This is a genomic window from Caloranaerobacter sp. TR13, from assembly GCF_001316435.1.
In the GTDB taxonomy this organism is placed as follows: Bacteria; Bacillota; Clostridia; order Tissierellales; family Thermohalobacteraceae; genus Caloranaerobacter.
Genome location: NZ_JXLL01000006.1, coordinates 45,410 through 60,632, shown reverse-complemented (window position 1 = coordinate 60,632; position 15,223 = coordinate 45,410). Strand labels below are relative to the sequence as shown.

At 30.0% G+C, this 15,223-nt stretch carries 15 protein-coding genes and 1 riboswitch; of the genes, 11 read left to right on the top strand and 4 right to left on the bottom strand.

Annotated elements, in window-relative coordinates; genetic code table 11:
• Window positions 1–52 precede the first annotated feature (52 nt).
• The 6 genes from argF to TR13x_RS06370 all read left to right on the top strand — a co-directional run bounded on the left by argF (window position 53) and on the right by TR13x_RS06370 (window position 6,437).
• On the top strand, window positions 53–1,048 hold the full coding sequence (gene argF, locus TR13x_RS06395) for an ornithine carbamoyltransferase (protein WP_054871082.1): 996 nt from the start codon (window positions 53–55) through the stop codon (window positions 1,046–1,048).
• A 53-nt stretch (window positions 1,049–1,101) separates the two neighbouring features.
• Window positions 1,102–2,043 (top strand): carbamate kinase, encoded by a 942-nt coding sequence (arcC, locus tag TR13x_RS06390; RefSeq protein ID WP_054871081.1) that lies wholly within the window; start codon window positions 1,102–1,104, stop codon window positions 2,041–2,043.
• Between the two features lie 25 nt (window positions 2,044–2,068).
• Window positions 2,069–2,866: a TrmB family transcriptional regulator gene (locus TR13x_RS06385; protein WP_054871080.1), complete on the top strand. Its 798-nt coding sequence runs from the start codon at window positions 2,069–2,071 to the stop codon at window positions 2,864–2,866.
• A 183-nt stretch (window positions 2,867–3,049) separates the two neighbouring features.
• A complete protein-coding gene (locus tag TR13x_RS06380) occupies window positions 3,050–4,468 on the top strand; it encodes a YfcC family protein (protein WP_054871079.1) in 1,419 nt (472 codons plus the stop codon).
• Between the two features lie 137 nt (window positions 4,469–4,605).
• The gene (locus tag TR13x_RS06375) at window positions 4,606–5,178 is read left to right on the top strand and encodes a DNA-3-methyladenine glycosylase I (RefSeq protein WP_054871078.1); all 573 of its coding nucleotides are present in this window, start codon (window positions 4,606–4,608) and stop codon (window positions 5,176–5,178) included.
• 197 nt (window positions 5,179–5,375) lie between these two features.
• The gene (locus TR13x_RS06370) at window positions 5,376–6,437 is read left to right on the top strand and encodes a 4Fe-4S dicluster domain-containing protein (RefSeq protein WP_054871077.1); all 1,062 of its coding nucleotides are present in this window, start codon (window positions 5,376–5,378) and stop codon (window positions 6,435–6,437) included.
• Window positions 6,438–6,559: 122 nt separating this feature from the next.
• On the opposite strand, the gene TR13x_RS06365 is transcribed toward TR13x_RS06370, so the two are convergent.
• The 3 genes from TR13x_RS06365 to TR13x_RS06355 are packed head-to-tail and all read right to left on the bottom strand — an operon-like array spanning window position 6,560 to window position 9,032.
• Window positions 6,560–7,363 (bottom strand): MetQ/NlpA family ABC transporter substrate-binding protein, encoded by an 804-nt coding sequence (locus TR13x_RS06365; protein ID WP_054871076.1) that lies wholly within the window; start codon window positions 7,361–7,363, stop codon window positions 6,560–6,562.
• A gap of 12 nt (window positions 7,364–7,375) precedes the next feature.
• Window positions 7,376–8,029, bottom strand: coding sequence for a methionine ABC transporter permease (locus TR13x_RS06360; protein ID WP_054871075.1), 654 nt, complete (start codon window positions 8,027–8,029; stop codon window positions 7,376–7,378).
• The gene (locus TR13x_RS06355) at window positions 8,022–9,032 is read right to left on the bottom strand and encodes a methionine ABC transporter ATP-binding protein (protein ID WP_054871074.1); all 1,011 of its coding nucleotides are present in this window, start codon (window positions 9,030–9,032) and stop codon (window positions 8,022–8,024) included. Before TR13x_RS06355 ends, TR13x_RS06360 begins: the two co-directional genes overlap by 8 nt.
• Before the next feature lie 126 nt (window positions 9,033–9,158).
• Window positions 9,159–9,265: riboswitch (SAM riboswitch) on the bottom strand.
• Between the two features lie 212 nt (window positions 9,266–9,477).
• Between TR13x_RS06355 and TR13x_RS06350 the strand changes: the two genes are divergently transcribed.
• The 4 genes from TR13x_RS06350 (at window position 9,478) to TR13x_RS06335 (ending at window position 12,346) form a co-directional block, all read left to right on the top strand.
• The gene (locus TR13x_RS06350; protein WP_054871073.1) at window positions 9,478–10,062 is read left to right on the top strand and encodes a metal-dependent hydrolase; all 585 of its coding nucleotides are present in this window, start codon (window positions 9,478–9,480) and stop codon (window positions 10,060–10,062) included.
• A gap of 15 nt (window positions 10,063–10,077) precedes the next feature.
• A complete protein-coding gene (locus tag TR13x_RS06345; RefSeq protein WP_054871072.1) occupies window positions 10,078–10,713 on the top strand; it encodes a regulatory protein RecX in 636 nt (211 codons plus the stop codon).
• 101 nt (window positions 10,714–10,814) lie between these two features.
• A complete protein-coding gene (locus TR13x_RS06340; RefSeq protein WP_054871071.1) occupies window positions 10,815–11,234 on the top strand; it encodes an FMN-binding protein in 420 nt (139 codons plus the stop codon).
• Window positions 11,235–11,308: 74 nt separating this feature from the next.
• On the top strand, window positions 11,309–12,346 hold the full coding sequence (locus tag TR13x_RS06335) for an FAD:protein FMN transferase (RefSeq protein WP_054871070.1): 1,038 nt from the start codon (window positions 11,309–11,311) through the stop codon (window positions 12,344–12,346).
• Window positions 12,347–12,367: 21 nt separating this feature from the next.
• Here TR13x_RS06335 and TR13x_RS06330 read toward each other — a convergent pair whose 3' ends face one another.
• Entirely contained in the window at window positions 12,368–13,891 is a 1,524-nt protein-coding gene (locus tag TR13x_RS06330) for a phosphoenolpyruvate carboxykinase (ATP) (protein WP_054871069.1), read from the bottom strand.
• A gap of 470 nt (window positions 13,892–14,361) precedes the next feature.
• Here TR13x_RS06330 and TR13x_RS06325 point away from each other — a divergent pair, with 470 nt between their 5' ends.
• Window positions 14,362–15,222, top strand: coding sequence for a Rossmann-like and DUF2520 domain-containing protein (locus tag TR13x_RS06325; RefSeq protein ID WP_054871068.1), 861 nt, complete (start codon window positions 14,362–14,364; stop codon window positions 15,220–15,222).
• Window position 15,223: the final 1 nt, after the last annotated feature.

The following is a 15,223-nucleotide window of genomic DNA, read 5'->3' as shown; positions in this document are numbered from 1 at the left end:
ATATTTAAAAAGACAAAATATAAAATATATTAAATTTAAAGGAGGAGTTAAAATGCCAGTTAATTTAAGAGGAAGACACTTATTAACATTAAAAGATTTCACTCCACAAGAAATTAAATACTTACTAGATTTATCAATGGATTTAAAGAGAAAGAAAAGAGCAGGTATCAAAGGTAATTTACTTGAAGGTAAAAACATAGTTTTATTATTTGAAAAAACTTCAACAAGAACAAGATGTGCATTTGAAGTTGCAGCATATGATGAAGGAGCAAACGTTACATTTTTATCAAATAGCCAAATGGGTAAAAAAGAATCTATAGAAGATACAGCTAAAGTTTTAGGAAGATACTATGATGGTATAGAATTTAGAGGATTTAAGCAAGAAACTGTAGAGGAATTAGCTAAACATGCAGGAGTACCTGTGTGGAATGGTCTTACTGATTTATATCATCCAACTCAAATTCTTGCAGATTTCTTGACTATTATGGAACATGTAAATAAACCACTTAATAAAGTTAAGCTTGTATTTGTTGGAGATGCAAGAAACAACATGGGTAACTCATTAATGATAGGAGCTGCTAAGATGGGAATGCATTTTGTAGCAGTTGCACCAAAGGAATTATTCCCATCAGAAGAATTAGTAAATGAAATGAGAGAAATAGCTAAGGAAACAGGAGCAGTTATTGAGTTAACAGAAAATATAGACGAAGGAGTTAAAGGCGCAGACGTAATTTATACAGATGTTTGGGTATCAATGGGTGAAGAAGATAAGTTTGAAGAGAGGATCAACTTATTAAAACCATATCAAGTGAATATGGAAATGATTAATAAGACAGAAAATCCAGATGTAATTTTCATGCATTGTTTACCTTCATTCCACGATACAAATACAATTATCGGTAAAGACATATATGAAAAGTTTGGATTAAAAGAAATGGAAGTAACAGATGAAGTTTTCAGAAGCAAGCACTCAGTAGTATTTGATGAAGCAGAAAATAGAATGCATACAATTAAGGCGGTAATGGTTGCAACTATTGGGAATCTTTAAAAACGACAGGGGCTTGTCCCCTGTTAAATTAAACTAAAAGAGGAGGAGTAAACATGAAGAGAAAGATTGTCGTTGCTTTAGGTGGAAATGCTCTTGGTAAGACACCAAAAGAACAATTAGAATTAGTTAAGAATACAGCTAAACCTATAGTTGATTTAATAGAAAGTGGAAATGAAGTTATTATTGCTCACGGAAATGGACCACAAGTTGGTATGATAAATTTAGCTATGGAAATTGCTTCTAAAACAGAAGGTAGTACTACTCCAGAGATGCCATTCCCAGAATGTGGAGCTATGAGTCAAGGTTATATAGGATATCATCTGCAAAATGCAATAAGAGAGGAACTTTTAAATAGAGGATTAAATATTCCAGTAGCTACAATTGTAACACAAGTTATTGTAGACAAGGACGACCCTGCATTTAATAATCCTACAAAACCAATAGGTACATTTTATACTGAAGAAGAAGCTAAGAAATTAGCTGAAGAAAAAGGATATATAATGAAGGAAGACGCAGGTAGGGGCTTTAGAAGAGTAGTACCATCTCCAATTCCAGTAGATGTTGCTGAAAAAGAAGTAGTAAAAACTCTAGTTGATAATGGTCATATTGTAATAACTGTTGGAGGTGGTGGAATACCAGTTGTAAAAGAAGGAAATAGTTTAATTGGTGTTCCAGCAGTTATAGATAAAGATTTTGCGAGTGAAAAAATAGCAGAAATATTAGATGCTGATTATTTAATAATTCTTACAGCAGTAGAAAAGGTTGCGATAAACTTTGGTAAGGAAAATGAAGAATGGCTTGATAAATTAACAGTTAATCAGGCTGAAAAATATATTGAAGAAGGTCATTTTGCTCCTGGTTCAATGTTACCAAAAGTACAAGCTGCAATAAAGTTTGCTAAATCTAAAGAAGGTAGAAAGGCATTAATTACTTCTCTTGAAAAAGCTAAAGAAGGAATAGAAGGAAAGACTGGAACATTAATAGTTAATGATTAAACAATAGGGAAGGGCTTTTAGTTAGATGAATGAAGAAAGAATAATAGAGAAATTAATGGAGATTGGTATAAATAAGTACGAAGCTAAAGCGTATATAGCACTTTTAAATAAACCTGATATAACAGCTTATGAATTAAGTAAACTATCTGGTGTTCCACAGGCTAAAATTTACGAAACTATGTCTAAGCTTTTAGATAAGAATCTCGTAAATATTATTAGTGATAATCCTGTTAAATATGTAGCTGTAGACTTAGAAAGCTTTTTGGATTCATATAAAAAGAAAGTAAATAATACAGTAAAATATTTAAAAGACAGCTTAAAAAGGATGGATTCAACAAATAAAATTTCATATATGCTGCATTTAGAGGGGATAGAGAATATAAGGAATAAGGTCAAAAAAGTTCTAGCTAGAACAAATAAATTTTTATACTTGGAAATGTGGAATGTAGATTATGAATATTTTAAGAACGAATTAAAATTATTAGAGCAAAAAGGGATAGAGATAGTAACTGTACTTTATGGTACTGTTAGTGAAGAAATAGGTGAGATTTATTATCATGAAATGGAAGAAATGGAATCTGATGCTTTTAAATATGGTAGATGGTTCACATTAGTATCGGATGGTGAAGAATCTTTATTTGCTATGTTTAATGAAGATAAATCGCAAGCCATATGGACAGAAAACAAGGCTTTTATGTTGATGGCGGAATCATTTATAGTTCATGATATTTATCTTGCAGAAGTGTATAAAGAATATAAAGAAGAATTAGATAAGAAGTTTGGGCCCAACTTAAAGAAAATTAGACAAAAAATACACATATGATTTCGATTTTAATTATTTAGTTTCTTTTTCTTTTTTTAGAGATGATTGATAAAAAAATAACGATTTTTTTCAAAGAAAAAATTCTTGGTATAAAAAAATTAACTAGTTATAATATTAATGTTAATGTATAATAAAATATGCTAAATACACATAAGAAAAACTTGAAAACAAGGAGGGGTACAAATGAAAAAACTTAAAATGCCAACAGCATATACTATTTTATTTGCAATTATAATAGCTGTAGCAATATTAACATGGGTTGTACCAGCAGGTCAGTATGATTATGTTGATCCTAATGCCGCAAAGAAAGAGCCGATTCCTGGTACTTATCATCTTGTTGATAGAAATCCACAGGGATTTAAAGAGGTAGTAATGGCTCCTATTGAAGGATTTTACGATGCAGTTGATGTAGCTTTATTTGTTATAGTAATAGGTGGTTTCTTGGGAGTTGTTATGAAAACAGGTGCTATAGATGCAGGAATAGCTAAAATAACAAGAGATTTAAAAGGTAAGGAAAAATGGATGATTCCAATTCTAATGATACTTTTCGGATTAGGTGGAACAAGTTTTGGTATGGCAGAGGAAACTATAGCATTCTATCCATTGTTGTTACCTGTATTTATAGCAGCAGGGTATGATTCTGTAACAGCTATATCAGTTATAATGTTAGGAGCAGGTGTAGGAGTACTTGGCTCTACTGTGAATCCATTTGCAACAGGAATAGCATCAGGATTTGCAGGAATTTCGTTAGGTGAGGGTATTGGATTAAGATTATTAATATTAATAGCAAGTGAGTTAGCGGCTATTTTGTTTGTTATGAGATATGCAGAAAAAGTGAAAAAAGACCCGACAAAATCCATTGTATACGATATGTGGGAGGATAATAAGAAGCATTTCTTATCAAAGAAGCCTGAAAATGAATTCCCAGAATTAACTGGTAAGAGAAAGTTTATATTATTTTTATTTGCTCTAACTTTTATAATTATGGTATTTGGAGTTATTCCTTTTGAAGATATAGGTATTACAGCTATTCCGACTTTATGGTGGTGGTTTGGTGAATTAACTGCACTATTTTTAGTTTCAGCAATTGTTATTGGTTTGGCTGCTGGTATGAGTGAAAAGGAGCTTGTATCTGCGTTTGTAGAAGGAGCACGTGATTTGTTAGGTGTTGCATTAATAATTGGGGTATCTCGTGGTATTACTGTCGTAATGAATGCAGGTAATATTACAGATACTGTACTTAATTTAGGAGAAAAAACTTTATCACAAACGGGTTCTGTGCCGTTTGCTATATTAACATATTTATTCTATATACCATTATCATTCTTAATTCCTTCTACATCTGGATTAGCAACTTTATCAATGCCTATTATGGCGCCGTTAGGAGATTTTGCAGGAGTTGCAAGACATATAGTAATAACTGCTTATCAATCTGCTTCGGGTATTGTTAATTTAATTACTCCTACTAGTGCAGTTGTTATGGGAGGTTTAGCTATAGGCAGATTATCTTATGATAAATGGTTAAAACATACATGGAAACTTTTAGTGATATTAATGATAATAATTATTGCTGCATTAAGTTTAGGAGTAATAATTGGATAATTTAAAGTATAATTAGCAGTTAGCAATTTGGAGTAAGACACCTTCTAGCTAAAATAGTCTAGAAGGTGTTTTGCTCATATTAAAAAATTCATATTTTTAAAAGATAAGTTCAAATATACTAAATGGGGGAGATTAGAATGAAAAAAAGATGTGGATGGGTAACTAATGACCCTATATATGTAAGATATCACGATGAAGAATGGGGAGTACCTATTCATGATGATGGAAAACTATTTGAATTTTTAGTATTAGAGACATTTCAAGCAGGTCTTAGTTGGATTACTATCCTTAAAAAAAGAGAAAATTTTAGAAAAGCATTTGATAATTTTGATCCTGTAAAAATATCAAACTATGATGAAAATAAAATTGAAGAGCTAATGAAAAATAAGGGTATTATTAGAAATAGAAAAAAGATTGAAGCAGTAATTAATAATGCTAAAGCTTTTTTAAAGATTCAAAAGGAATTCGGAAGCTTTGATAAATATTTATGGCAGTTTGTTGGTAATAAGCCGATAGTAAATTCGTGGACAGACGAACCCTTGATACCTTCTAAAACAGAGTTATCTGAAAAAATAAGCAAAGATTTAAAGAAAAGAGGATTTAAATTTTTTGGTCCAACAATTTGCTATGCTCACATGCAGGCAGTAGGAATGGTAAATGATCATATTACAAATTGTTTTAGATATAAAGAAATAATTGAGGGATATTAGTTTGTTGACAAAGTTAAATTTGATAATGAATTGAAAAACAATGCTTATAGACAAATCTTTTTATGTTTATAGTCTGAATATTATTTGACAATGTCAAAAATCTTATAGAGAATTGATACTATTCGCTTTTGGTCTTCTAATTTAACGAATATGTAATGACGAATGACTAATAACGTTAATTGATAGGAGTGTTCATTTTGAAAAGGATAGATGAAAGAGATACAATGTTCGCGAGGATGAACTATAAAAAAGGTACGCCTCAGTATGAAGACTATTATAAAAGGAATAAGGATAAAAAGGAAATAGATGATGATATTAGAAGTAGACCTCAAATATGTGGAGAGGGTACAGCTACTTATAGCCCAGTAAATTCACCAATTGCAGTAGCAAACTTCAGATTTTTAGGTAATATAACGAATTTGGTAGAAGGAGAAATTAATCCTGATAAAGTTGAAGCTAATGCGGAAGACATGACAAAAAAGATAAAGGGATTAGCAAAGTATTATGGAGCTAAGCTAGTTGGAATAGCAAAGATGGAAGAATATCACTACTACAGTCATAGAGGTAGACGAGATGAGGTATATGGTCAAGAAGTTGAAGCTAAGCATCCTTATGGAATAGTTTTTGCAATTGAAATGGATAAAAATATGATTAATAGAGCACCTCAAGTATCTGAAGTGATAGAAACATCAAAAGCGTATGTAGATGCAGCTATAATAGGAATGCTTTTATCTTATTATATTAGGGAGTTAGGTTATGATGCAAGAAATCATATGGATGGTAATTATTTAGTTGTAGCTCCGCTTGTAGCAAGAGATGCAGGAATTGGCGATATAGGAAGAAAGGGAATAATAATAACTAGAGAATACGGTTCAAGGGTTAGATTAGGAGTAGTTACTACAGATATACCACTAATACCCGATGAGAGAATAGATTTTGGATTAGAGGAATTTTGTAAGATATGTAAAAGATGTGTAAGAACATGCCCAGGTAGAGCGATTCCTCCAGGTGATCCAGTAGAGATAGATGGAATAAAGAGATGGCAAATAAAACAGGAAGATTGCTATAAGATGTGGAGAAGTTTAGGTACTGATTGTGGAATATGTATAAGCAGTTGTCCATTTAGTCAAGGTATAGATTTAGAATTAATAGATAGAATAAAAGGATCAAAAGAAGTAATTGAAGAAATATTAGAAGAACATGATAAAAAGTATGGTATAAGACCATATATAAAGGATCCACCAGACTGGATTAAATAAATAGTATTTATTTAAAAAATTAAACTTTTTATGATTCAGAAAGTATGTTGGCTTAACATAGAGTTAAGCCAACATAATATTAAGTTATCAATACTAATTCTAATTAGCAATTTCAAAGAGTATTAAAATGCTGGGATAACTCCTCCATTATACTCTTTTTCAATAAATTTCCTAACCTCTTCTGATTGAAGAGCTTTAATTAGTGCCTTTAATTTTGGATCGTTTTCTTCTCCTTTTCTAACAGCCACAATATTTGCATAAGGAGAATCACCATCTTCAAGTAAAATAGCATCTTTTGTAGGTATAAGACCTGCCTCTAAAGCATAATTTCCATTAATGACAGCACCGTCAACGTCTTTAAGCACTCTTGGTAGTTGAGCTGCTTCTAAAGACTTAAACACAAGTTTCTTTGGATTTTCAATTATATCTTTCTCCGTAGCTTCAAGACCTGCATTTTCTCTAAGTTTTATAAGGCCATTTTTTTCAAGAAGTATAAGAGCTCTTCCGCAGTTTGTAGGGTCGTTTGGTATAGCAATAACTGCACCTTCTTTTAATTCTTCTATTGATTTTACTTTTTCTGAATATAAACCAAGTGGCTCAACGTGTACTGCTCCTATAGATACAATATCTATATTATTCTTTTTAGCAAAGCTGTTCATATATGGTATGTGTTGAAAGAAATTCGCGTCAATTTCTTTTTCTGCTAAGGCTAAGTTTGGTTTTACATAGTCAGTAAATTCAATAATTTGTAGGTCTATACCTTGTTCTTTAAGTTTGTCTTTTACTACTTCAAGTATTTGAGCGTGAGGTACTGGAGTAGCCCCAACTTTTAGTACATTATTATCTTTTTTTGAAGATTGGCAGCCAATAAGAATAATACCACTTAATACAGAAATAATTAGTAATAGAATTAAAGATTTTTTCATATTTATTCCTCCTTATCTTTTTTTGCTAATACTCAATGCAATTTTATTGCCTATTGCTTGTACTCCCTGTACAAGTAAAATAATTATTATCACAGATGCAATCATTATACTAGTTTCAAAACGGTAAAGCCCATAACGTATTGCTAAATCTCCTAAACCACCTCCTCCAATAGCACCAGCCATAGCTGAATAGCCAATTAAATTTATGATTGTTAGAGTGATACCAAGTACTAACGAAGGCAAAGCTTCTGGAATAAGTACTTTAAAAATGATTTGTGGGATTGTAGCTCCCATTGCTAAAGCAGTTTCTATAACTCCACTATCGACTTCCTTAAAGGAACTTTCAATAACCCTTGCTACAAAAGGAGCAGCTGCAATTGCTAATGGTATTATACTGGCTGTAGTTCCTATAGATGTTCCTACAAGGATACGTGATAGAGGGAAAACTAGAATCATTAAAATAATAAATGGGAAAGAACGACATACATTTATAACAGTACCTAGTACTGAATTTAATACAGGCTTTTCCCAAATGCCATTCTTTTCTGTAACTACTAGTAAAATACCTAGAGGGAAACCTAGGATTAGAGCAAATATTGTTGAAGCTGCTACCATATATATGGTTTCCCATAAGGAGGGAAAAAGTAATCCTATCAAGTTATCCATTCCATACTACCTCCAATCCGATTTTCTCTTTTTTGAGCCATTTGATTGCATTTTCTACTTCTTCATTTTTCCCATAAATTTGTATAAGCAGGGTCCCTATATTTGTTGTTTGTAATTCATTTATATTAGCTGATAATATGTTTATATCTACTGAAAAAAGTTTAATCAATTGAGATATAATAGGTTTTTTCACAACTTCTCCTAAAAGTTTTAATCGTATAACCTTAGAGCCAGAGGTTTTAGGGAAATTGATTTCTTCTTTATTATGTTGAATGTGTGAAACAAAGTCTTTAGCAGTTCTAGTTTTAGGGTTTGTGAATATTGTTTCAACTGTATCTAGTTCGATTATCTTTCCGTTTTCAATAATTGCAACTCTATCACAAATATCACGAATTACTTCCATTTGGTGTGTTATAAGAACTATTGTCAGACCGAATTTACTTTGAATTTCTTTAAGAAGTTTCAAAATAGATTTTGTTGTTTTAGGGTCAAGAGCAGAAGTTGCCTCATCACACAATAAAATATCTGGTTGATTAGCAAGAGCACGAGCTATGGCAACTCTCTGTTTTTGTCCTCCACTTAGTTGGGAAGGATATGCATTCATTTTATCTGAGAGTTCAACTAAAGATAACAGATTTTCTACTCTTTCTTTAATTTGTTTCTTGTTGTAACCTGAAATTTCAAGTGGAAAAGCTATATTTTCAAAAACTGTTCTTGAGTTAAGTAGGTTAAAATGTTGAAAAATCATTCCAATACGTTTTCTTATTTCTCTAAGTTCATGTTTATTTAAAACCGTTATGTCTTTTTTGTTAATGAAAATACTACCACTAGTAGGTTTTTCAAGAAGATTAATACAGCGAATAAGAGTAGATTTTCCTGCTCCACTCAAACCCATGATTCCAAAAATTTCACCTTTTTTAATTTCTAAATTGATATCTTTTAATGCATGTACTTTTTCGTTTTTACTTTCATATATTTTGCTGAGATTTTGAATTACAATCAATTACTTCACTCCTTTATCGGTTTAATGTGATAAACTAAAACAGTTATAATAATACCCCTTCTGTGGATAGAAGGATATTAAAAAAACCTCTTTCGGATGAAAGAGGCATAAAAAACTTATTTCTCTCTCTCATCTCTCGGTATATCTTATACCGCAGGAATTGGCACCTTGTGTTTTGAAACACAGGTTGCCGGGCTTCATAGGGCCAGTCCCTCCACCTCTCTGGATAAGAGCGTATTATTTATTTTTATCACTATAGTTTAAGATTCTAAATCATTTCATAGAGTTTGTCAATACTTTTTTTATGGTAAAATAGTTTATTAAAAAGAGTAATGAAACAAAGTTGTTTAAATAGCTTTGTTTCAGCTATTTAAATAAAATATAATCTATGATATACTAGAACTAGTGTTCTATACTTATAAGAATCAGTTGGAGGATACAAAAGATGAAGGGTAAGACGCATGTTATGCTAGGGATTGCAGCAGGAATTACTACTATTTCAGATTATTCTTTAGAAAGGGGTATTATTTTTATTTTTTCAACGGTATTAGGGTCTTTATTACCTGATATAGACCATCCCAAGAGCAAGTTAAATCAAAAGCTTCTTTTTAAGAAAAATAGAATATTTAAAATTATATTTTATATAACTTTAAGTTTTGGTTGTATTTATTTCGGTATAAGTTTAAACAGTAGGCTTTTAAAAATTTTATCTATAACTTTAGCATTTACAGGAATATCTCATCATAGAGGATTTACTCATAGTTTACTAGGTCTTTTACTGTTTTCAATGGTTGTTAAAATTTTAGCAATGAGATATAATTTAATTGATGTGTATAAAGGTTTCGTTATAGGCTATATTAGCCATTTGATTGCCGATTTTCTTACTAAAGGCGGCATAGAATTATTTTATCCATGTAGTTTTAAAATTTCATCTCCTTTTAATGTAAAAAGTGGTGGTGAAGAAGAACTTATATTAAAGGGTTCGTGTTTTTATTCGATTTATGTTTTACTTAAGATTATAGGAGTTTAGAAAGAAGGAATAATTATGGGGATTGTAACTAAAATAGTTGAGCAAAAAAATAATAAAGAAAATGTTAATATATATATTGATCATGAATTTTTTGCTGGAGTCCATAAAGAAGTTATTTATAAATTTAGAATTGAAGAAGGAATTCAAGTAGATAAAGAAAAGTTAGAACTCTTAATATTTGATGAAAACCTTAGAAGAGCTAAGAACAGAGCTTTTAGTATATTGGCTAGAACAATGCAAAGCGAGATGTTACTTAGAGATAAGTTATCTAAAGAAGGTTATCAAGGTGAAATTATAGATAATGTAATAGAAATTTTAAAAGAATATAAAATGGTTAATGATGAAGAATATGCAAAAAATTATGTTAGAAATAAAATAAATAGCAATAAATACGGAAAAAAACGTATTATATTTGAATTAACAAAGAAAAAAATAAGTGAAGATATAATAAACAAAGTTATTTCAGAAATAGAAGATGAAAAAATATATGAAAATGCAGTTTATCTGGCCAAGAAAAAATTAAGAAGTATAAAAGATAAAGATAAGAATAAAATATATCAGAAGTTATCTCAACACTTAGCTTATAAAGGATATGATTATGAAATTATAAAAAAAGTTGTGAACGCTGTTATGAAGGATTCAAGTAACTAAAATTAAGAAATTTCATTATTCTTTACTTAATACTGATGATATAATAATATTATTTATGTGTAAATAATACAAAGATATTTTGATGAAAAGGGGTTTTGAGTATGAAAAGGATATCTTATATTATTGTTTTTACAATAATTACAATGTTAGCTATAACAGGGTGCAATTCAGTAACTGACAAGGATATGAGCTATAAGGATGGTACTTATAAAGCGTCTGATGATTATGATAAATATGGGTGGAAAGCAGAAATTTCAATAACCTATAAGGATGGTAAAATAGTTGATGTTGTATTTAATGAAGTTAACAAAGAAGGACAAAATAAAAATGAAAATAAAGAATATGCTAAAAAAATGAAAGAAGCATCTGGAATAACTCCAGAAGATGTTAAGGTTAAATTAGAGAAAGAGCTTGTTAGTAAACAGGATGTCGATAAAGTAGATGTAGTTACTGGTGCAACGTATACTAGCGAAAGATTTAAAAAATTAGCTAAAAAGGCTATGAATAAGAATATGAAATAAAGGCTTTAGAGTTTGACTCTAAAGCCTTATAATATATTTAGGGTTAAAATTGAAGTATGAATTGGAGGATTAAAATGGGAAAATTTAAGAGAATTATTTGTTTATTGTTAATTCTTGCATTGTTTTTGAGTTTAGTAGGATGCTCAACAAAAATTAGAAACAAACCATTAACAAGAACAGAATTCCTTTTAGGGACTATAGTAACAGTGAATATTTATCAGGATGCTAACCCAATTGTACTTGATAAGGTATTTGAAAGGATTAAAGATATAGATAACAAAATGAGTAAAAACATTAAAGATAGTGATATTTATAAAGTTAATATTAACTCAGGAAATGATTATATCAAAGTTTCTGAAGATGTATTTGATGTAATTAAAAGAGGGATTTTTTATTCTAAATTGTCTAATGGGAAATTTGATATTACTATAGGACCTTTAGTTGAATTATGGGGAATAGGCACAGATAGGGCTAAAGTGCCGAGTGAAGAAGAAATAAATAATACTATAAAACTAATTGATTATAAAAAGATACTATTAGATGAAAAAGAGAAAAAAGTAAAACTTATGGAAAAAGGTATGAAAATAGACCTTGGAGGAATTGCGAAAGGTTATGCTGCTGATGAAGTAGCTGATATTTTAATAAATGAAAATGTAAAGCATGCTATTATAAATTTAGGAGGAAATATTTTTGCTTTAGGTAGTAAACCTGATGGGTCTCCTTGGAATATAGGAGTTCAGAATCCTTTTACTAAAAGAGGAGATTATATTGGGATAGTTAAGGTTATAGATAAGACTGTAGTTACGTCAGGTGTATATGAGAGGTATTTTGAGCAGAATGGAAAAAGATATCACCATATATTAGATCCTTATACAGGATATCCAGTAGAAAACTCATTGGTAAGTGTTTCGATAATAACAAATAAATCAATTGATGCAGATGCACTTTCAACTGTTGCTTTTTCTTTAGGGCTTTCTGAAGGAAAAAGACTAATAGAAAATTTAGATGGAGTAGAAGCTATATTTATTACTAAAGACAAACGTGTTTTTATTACAGATGGACTTAATAATACTTTCAAGTTAACTAATCCAGATTTTCATATGCAAAAATAAATGCGGCTATTTTAGCCGCATTTATGCTATACTATTTACTAATTGTATATCTAAATTTTCAAATCTTGATAGCCATTTAACTCTTTCTTCTTTTAATTTATTTACTAATGCCTTATATTCTATTTCTGTATAATATTTTCTTGGATTATATTTACCCATGTCTAAACCATTTACTGCTTTTGGTACTAGATAACCCCAGTCTTTATCAGTTACCCATTCTATTGTATTTCTTGCAATTTCACGCATAATAGTTGTTGAAACTTCTATAGTAATTTTTTCGCCTCCAAAATTGTTGTTTTGTCCAACTCTTCCTGTGTTTAAGATGTAGCATTCCATATCAGGATTTTGTTTTAATATTTGATATAGCTTGTGACCTTCTTCTGCTTCAGGTCCTATAATAAAAGGATTTGTACCAACACATCTTTTTGACTGACCTGCTTTAGTAGGATCTCCAGCAGAAGTTTCAATAGATTCTCCTAGCATAAAGAATGTAGCTGCTTGAGAAACAGTTAATTTAGCAACTGGTGGTATGATATCATTTCTTCTAGTTATAAATATAAGTTTATGAGCTTTTTCAAGATTAATACTATTATCTGTATTATCGATTTCTTCTCTAAGTACTACGCCTCTTCCATTTGAAGTTAGCTCAGTATTAAAAAAGTCAACTTTGCCATTTTCATAAACTTTAACGTTTTCAAAAATAGCATTTTGACTTATTGCAGCTTTATATAAAACTCCTTGGCTTTCACTTAAACCTTCAGTCTTAATAAAGAAGCCATTTTCACTTCCGGTACAGTATCCATTTTTATCCATAAATATTACATCATCTTGTCTAATAATAGCTTTTTCTTCTCCTTTTAGATTGTGGTCATGTATTGTTAAAGTTGTTTTTCCAGTACCACTTAATCCAAACATAATAAATCCTACATCTTTTAATATTCCATTTTTATCTTTTACTCTTAGCACTTTACTGCCTGCATGAAGGCCTAAACCACCCATTTTTTTAACCTTGTACATAGCCATTCTTAAGAAAGATTTTTTAGCTTCGCCAAAATAATCGGTTCCTAATATATAAGTTACTCCTTCTTCTGGATATATTAATATAATTCTTTGTGGCCATTCTGGAACATAAACACTTACCATGTCAGGATTATTGATATCATTAGGAGCAAATAAAGAATTATTCCACATATATGCAATTCTGCTATATTCCTTAGTTATATAAAGTCTACAGTTAAATGAAAATTTACTATTAAGCCCCATTTTTCTATCTAATCTAATTAATTCTTTATGCATTAAATAATTATTCACTTCATTAACTATTATATCTGCTTCTTTTCTGGAAATTCCTTGTTGATCTACACCTAAAGGTATTTCATCTACGACAAAAGTATTTTTAGCACTTCTATTTCTTACATTAGTTATGAAGCAAAGACTATTAAATTCTGTAATTATTCCTTTATCTCTGCTTAGCTTAATTAAATCCTCTTTAGCTGGATTGATAATCATATTATTAAAAGCATTATTATCAAATAAGTATAACATAATTACAGTCCTCCTATATTTATATGTATTTACATAGAGCCAATGAGATTAAATCTATAAATAGTATAACACATTAAACAAAATTGTACAGCATAAAATTATAAAATTATTGAAATATATTATATCATATTCAGCACATTGTGTTTGCGATAAGATTTTGTTCTGATAGCTATCAGTTGAGGGATAGATATGAAAAATTATTAAGTAAATGTAATATACAATTGTAATTTTTGCTATTGTTTGGATTGTATTAGATATTCTAGTATGATAAAATTATTTTTGGATAGTATCCTTAAAAGGAGCTATACCGTTTAGTTAATTTATTTGACAATAATAGAACAAAATAAGCTGCTCTGAGCCTATGTGGACGGAGACAGGAAGATAGAATTTAAAAAAGAGTATGAGTTTTATACCCTTCTTGTGTCTTTTTGCCCACAAGAGGGGTTTTTTTATACAAAGGAGGGGGATAAATGAAGATAGGCTTCATAGGGGCAGGGAAAGTAGGGTGTGCTTTTGGAAAATATCTAAAAGATAATAACTTTGATGTTGTAGGATACTATAGTAGAAAGTTTGAATCTGCACAAAAAGGAGCTAAAGAAGTCAAAGGCGTTGCTTTTAGAAATTTACAAGAATTATTAGATTTAGCACAATTGATATTTATAACGACTCTTGATGATGTAATTAAAAAAGTAGCTGATGAAATATCCAAACATTACGATATTAAAAAAGGTCAGATTTTCGTTCATATGAGCGGAGCATTATCTTCAAAAGAACTTTTTTCACTGAAACAGAGAGGAGCTTATATATATAGCTTGCATCCATTACAATCATTTGCAGATATAAATTCTGCTTTAATAAGTCTAAAATCTACAGTATTTACTGTAGAAGGGGATAAAGAAAAAATAAATATACTAGAGGATATGATGGAAAAATGCGGCAATAGGTTCTTTACAATAACAGAAGAGTTGAAAGGACTTTATCATGCTTCAGCATGTGTAGTATCGAATTATTTAGTTACCTTGATTGATTATGGTTTAAAGTTTTATGAAATTATGGGAGTAGATGAAGAATTAGCAATAGAAGCTGTATATCCATTAATTAAAGGAACTATTGAAAATATAAGAAAACTTGGGCCTAAAAAAGCTTTGACTGGTCCTATAAAAAGAGGAGATGTTGGTACAATAGTTAAACATATTGAAAGTTTAGAAGGTTTTGCACCAGAATTACTAAATTTATATAAAATTTTAGGTTATGAGACTGTTAAATTGACTGAAGGAAATAAGAACAATAAATCTATTTTGGAATTAAAAAAAATATTAAAAGAGGTGTAGA

What these genes read in the sequence shown, in the direction of transcription:
- argF (WP_054871082.1), top strand. Translation starts at nt 53, where the DNA reads ATGCCAGTTAATTTAAGAGGAAGACACTTATTAACATTAAAAGATTTC.
- arcC (WP_054871081.1), top strand. Translation starts at nt 1,102, where the DNA reads ATGAAGAGAAAGATTGTCGTTGCTTTAGGTGGAAATGCTCTTGGTAAG.
- TR13x_RS06385 (WP_054871080.1), top strand. Translation starts at nt 2,069, where the DNA reads ATGAATGAAGAAAGAATAATAGAGAAATTAATGGAGATTGGTATAAAT.
- TR13x_RS06380 (WP_054871079.1), top strand. Translation starts at nt 3,050, where the DNA reads ATGAAAAAACTTAAAATGCCAACAGCATATACTATTTTATTTGCAATT.
- TR13x_RS06375 (WP_054871078.1), top strand. Translation starts at nt 4,606, where the DNA reads ATGAAAAAAAGATGTGGATGGGTAACTAATGACCCTATATATGTAAGA.
- TR13x_RS06365 (WP_054871076.1), bottom strand. Translation starts at nt 7,363, where the DNA reads ATGAAAAAATCTTTAATTCTATTACTAATTATTTCTGTATTAAGTGGT.
- TR13x_RS06360 (WP_054871075.1), bottom strand. Translation starts at nt 8,029, where the DNA reads ATGGATAACTTGATAGGATTACTTTTTCCCTCCTTATGGGAAACCATA.
- TR13x_RS06350 (WP_054871073.1), top strand. Translation starts at nt 9,478, where the DNA reads ATGAAGGGTAAGACGCATGTTATGCTAGGGATTGCAGCAGGAATTACT.
- TR13x_RS06345 (WP_054871072.1), top strand. Translation starts at nt 10,078, where the DNA reads ATGGGGATTGTAACTAAAATAGTTGAGCAAAAAAATAATAAAGAAAAT.
- TR13x_RS06340 (WP_054871071.1), top strand. Translation starts at nt 10,815, where the DNA reads ATGAAAAGGATATCTTATATTATTGTTTTTACAATAATTACAATGTTA.
- TR13x_RS06335 (WP_054871070.1), top strand. Translation starts at nt 11,309, where the DNA reads ATGGGAAAATTTAAGAGAATTATTTGTTTATTGTTAATTCTTGCATTG.
- TR13x_RS06330 (WP_054871069.1), bottom strand. Translation starts at nt 13,891, where the DNA reads ATGTTATACTTATTTGATAATAATGCTTTTAATAATATGATTATCAAT.
- TR13x_RS06325 (WP_054871068.1), top strand. Translation starts at nt 14,362, where the DNA reads ATGAAGATAGGCTTCATAGGGGCAGGGAAAGTAGGGTGTGCTTTTGGA.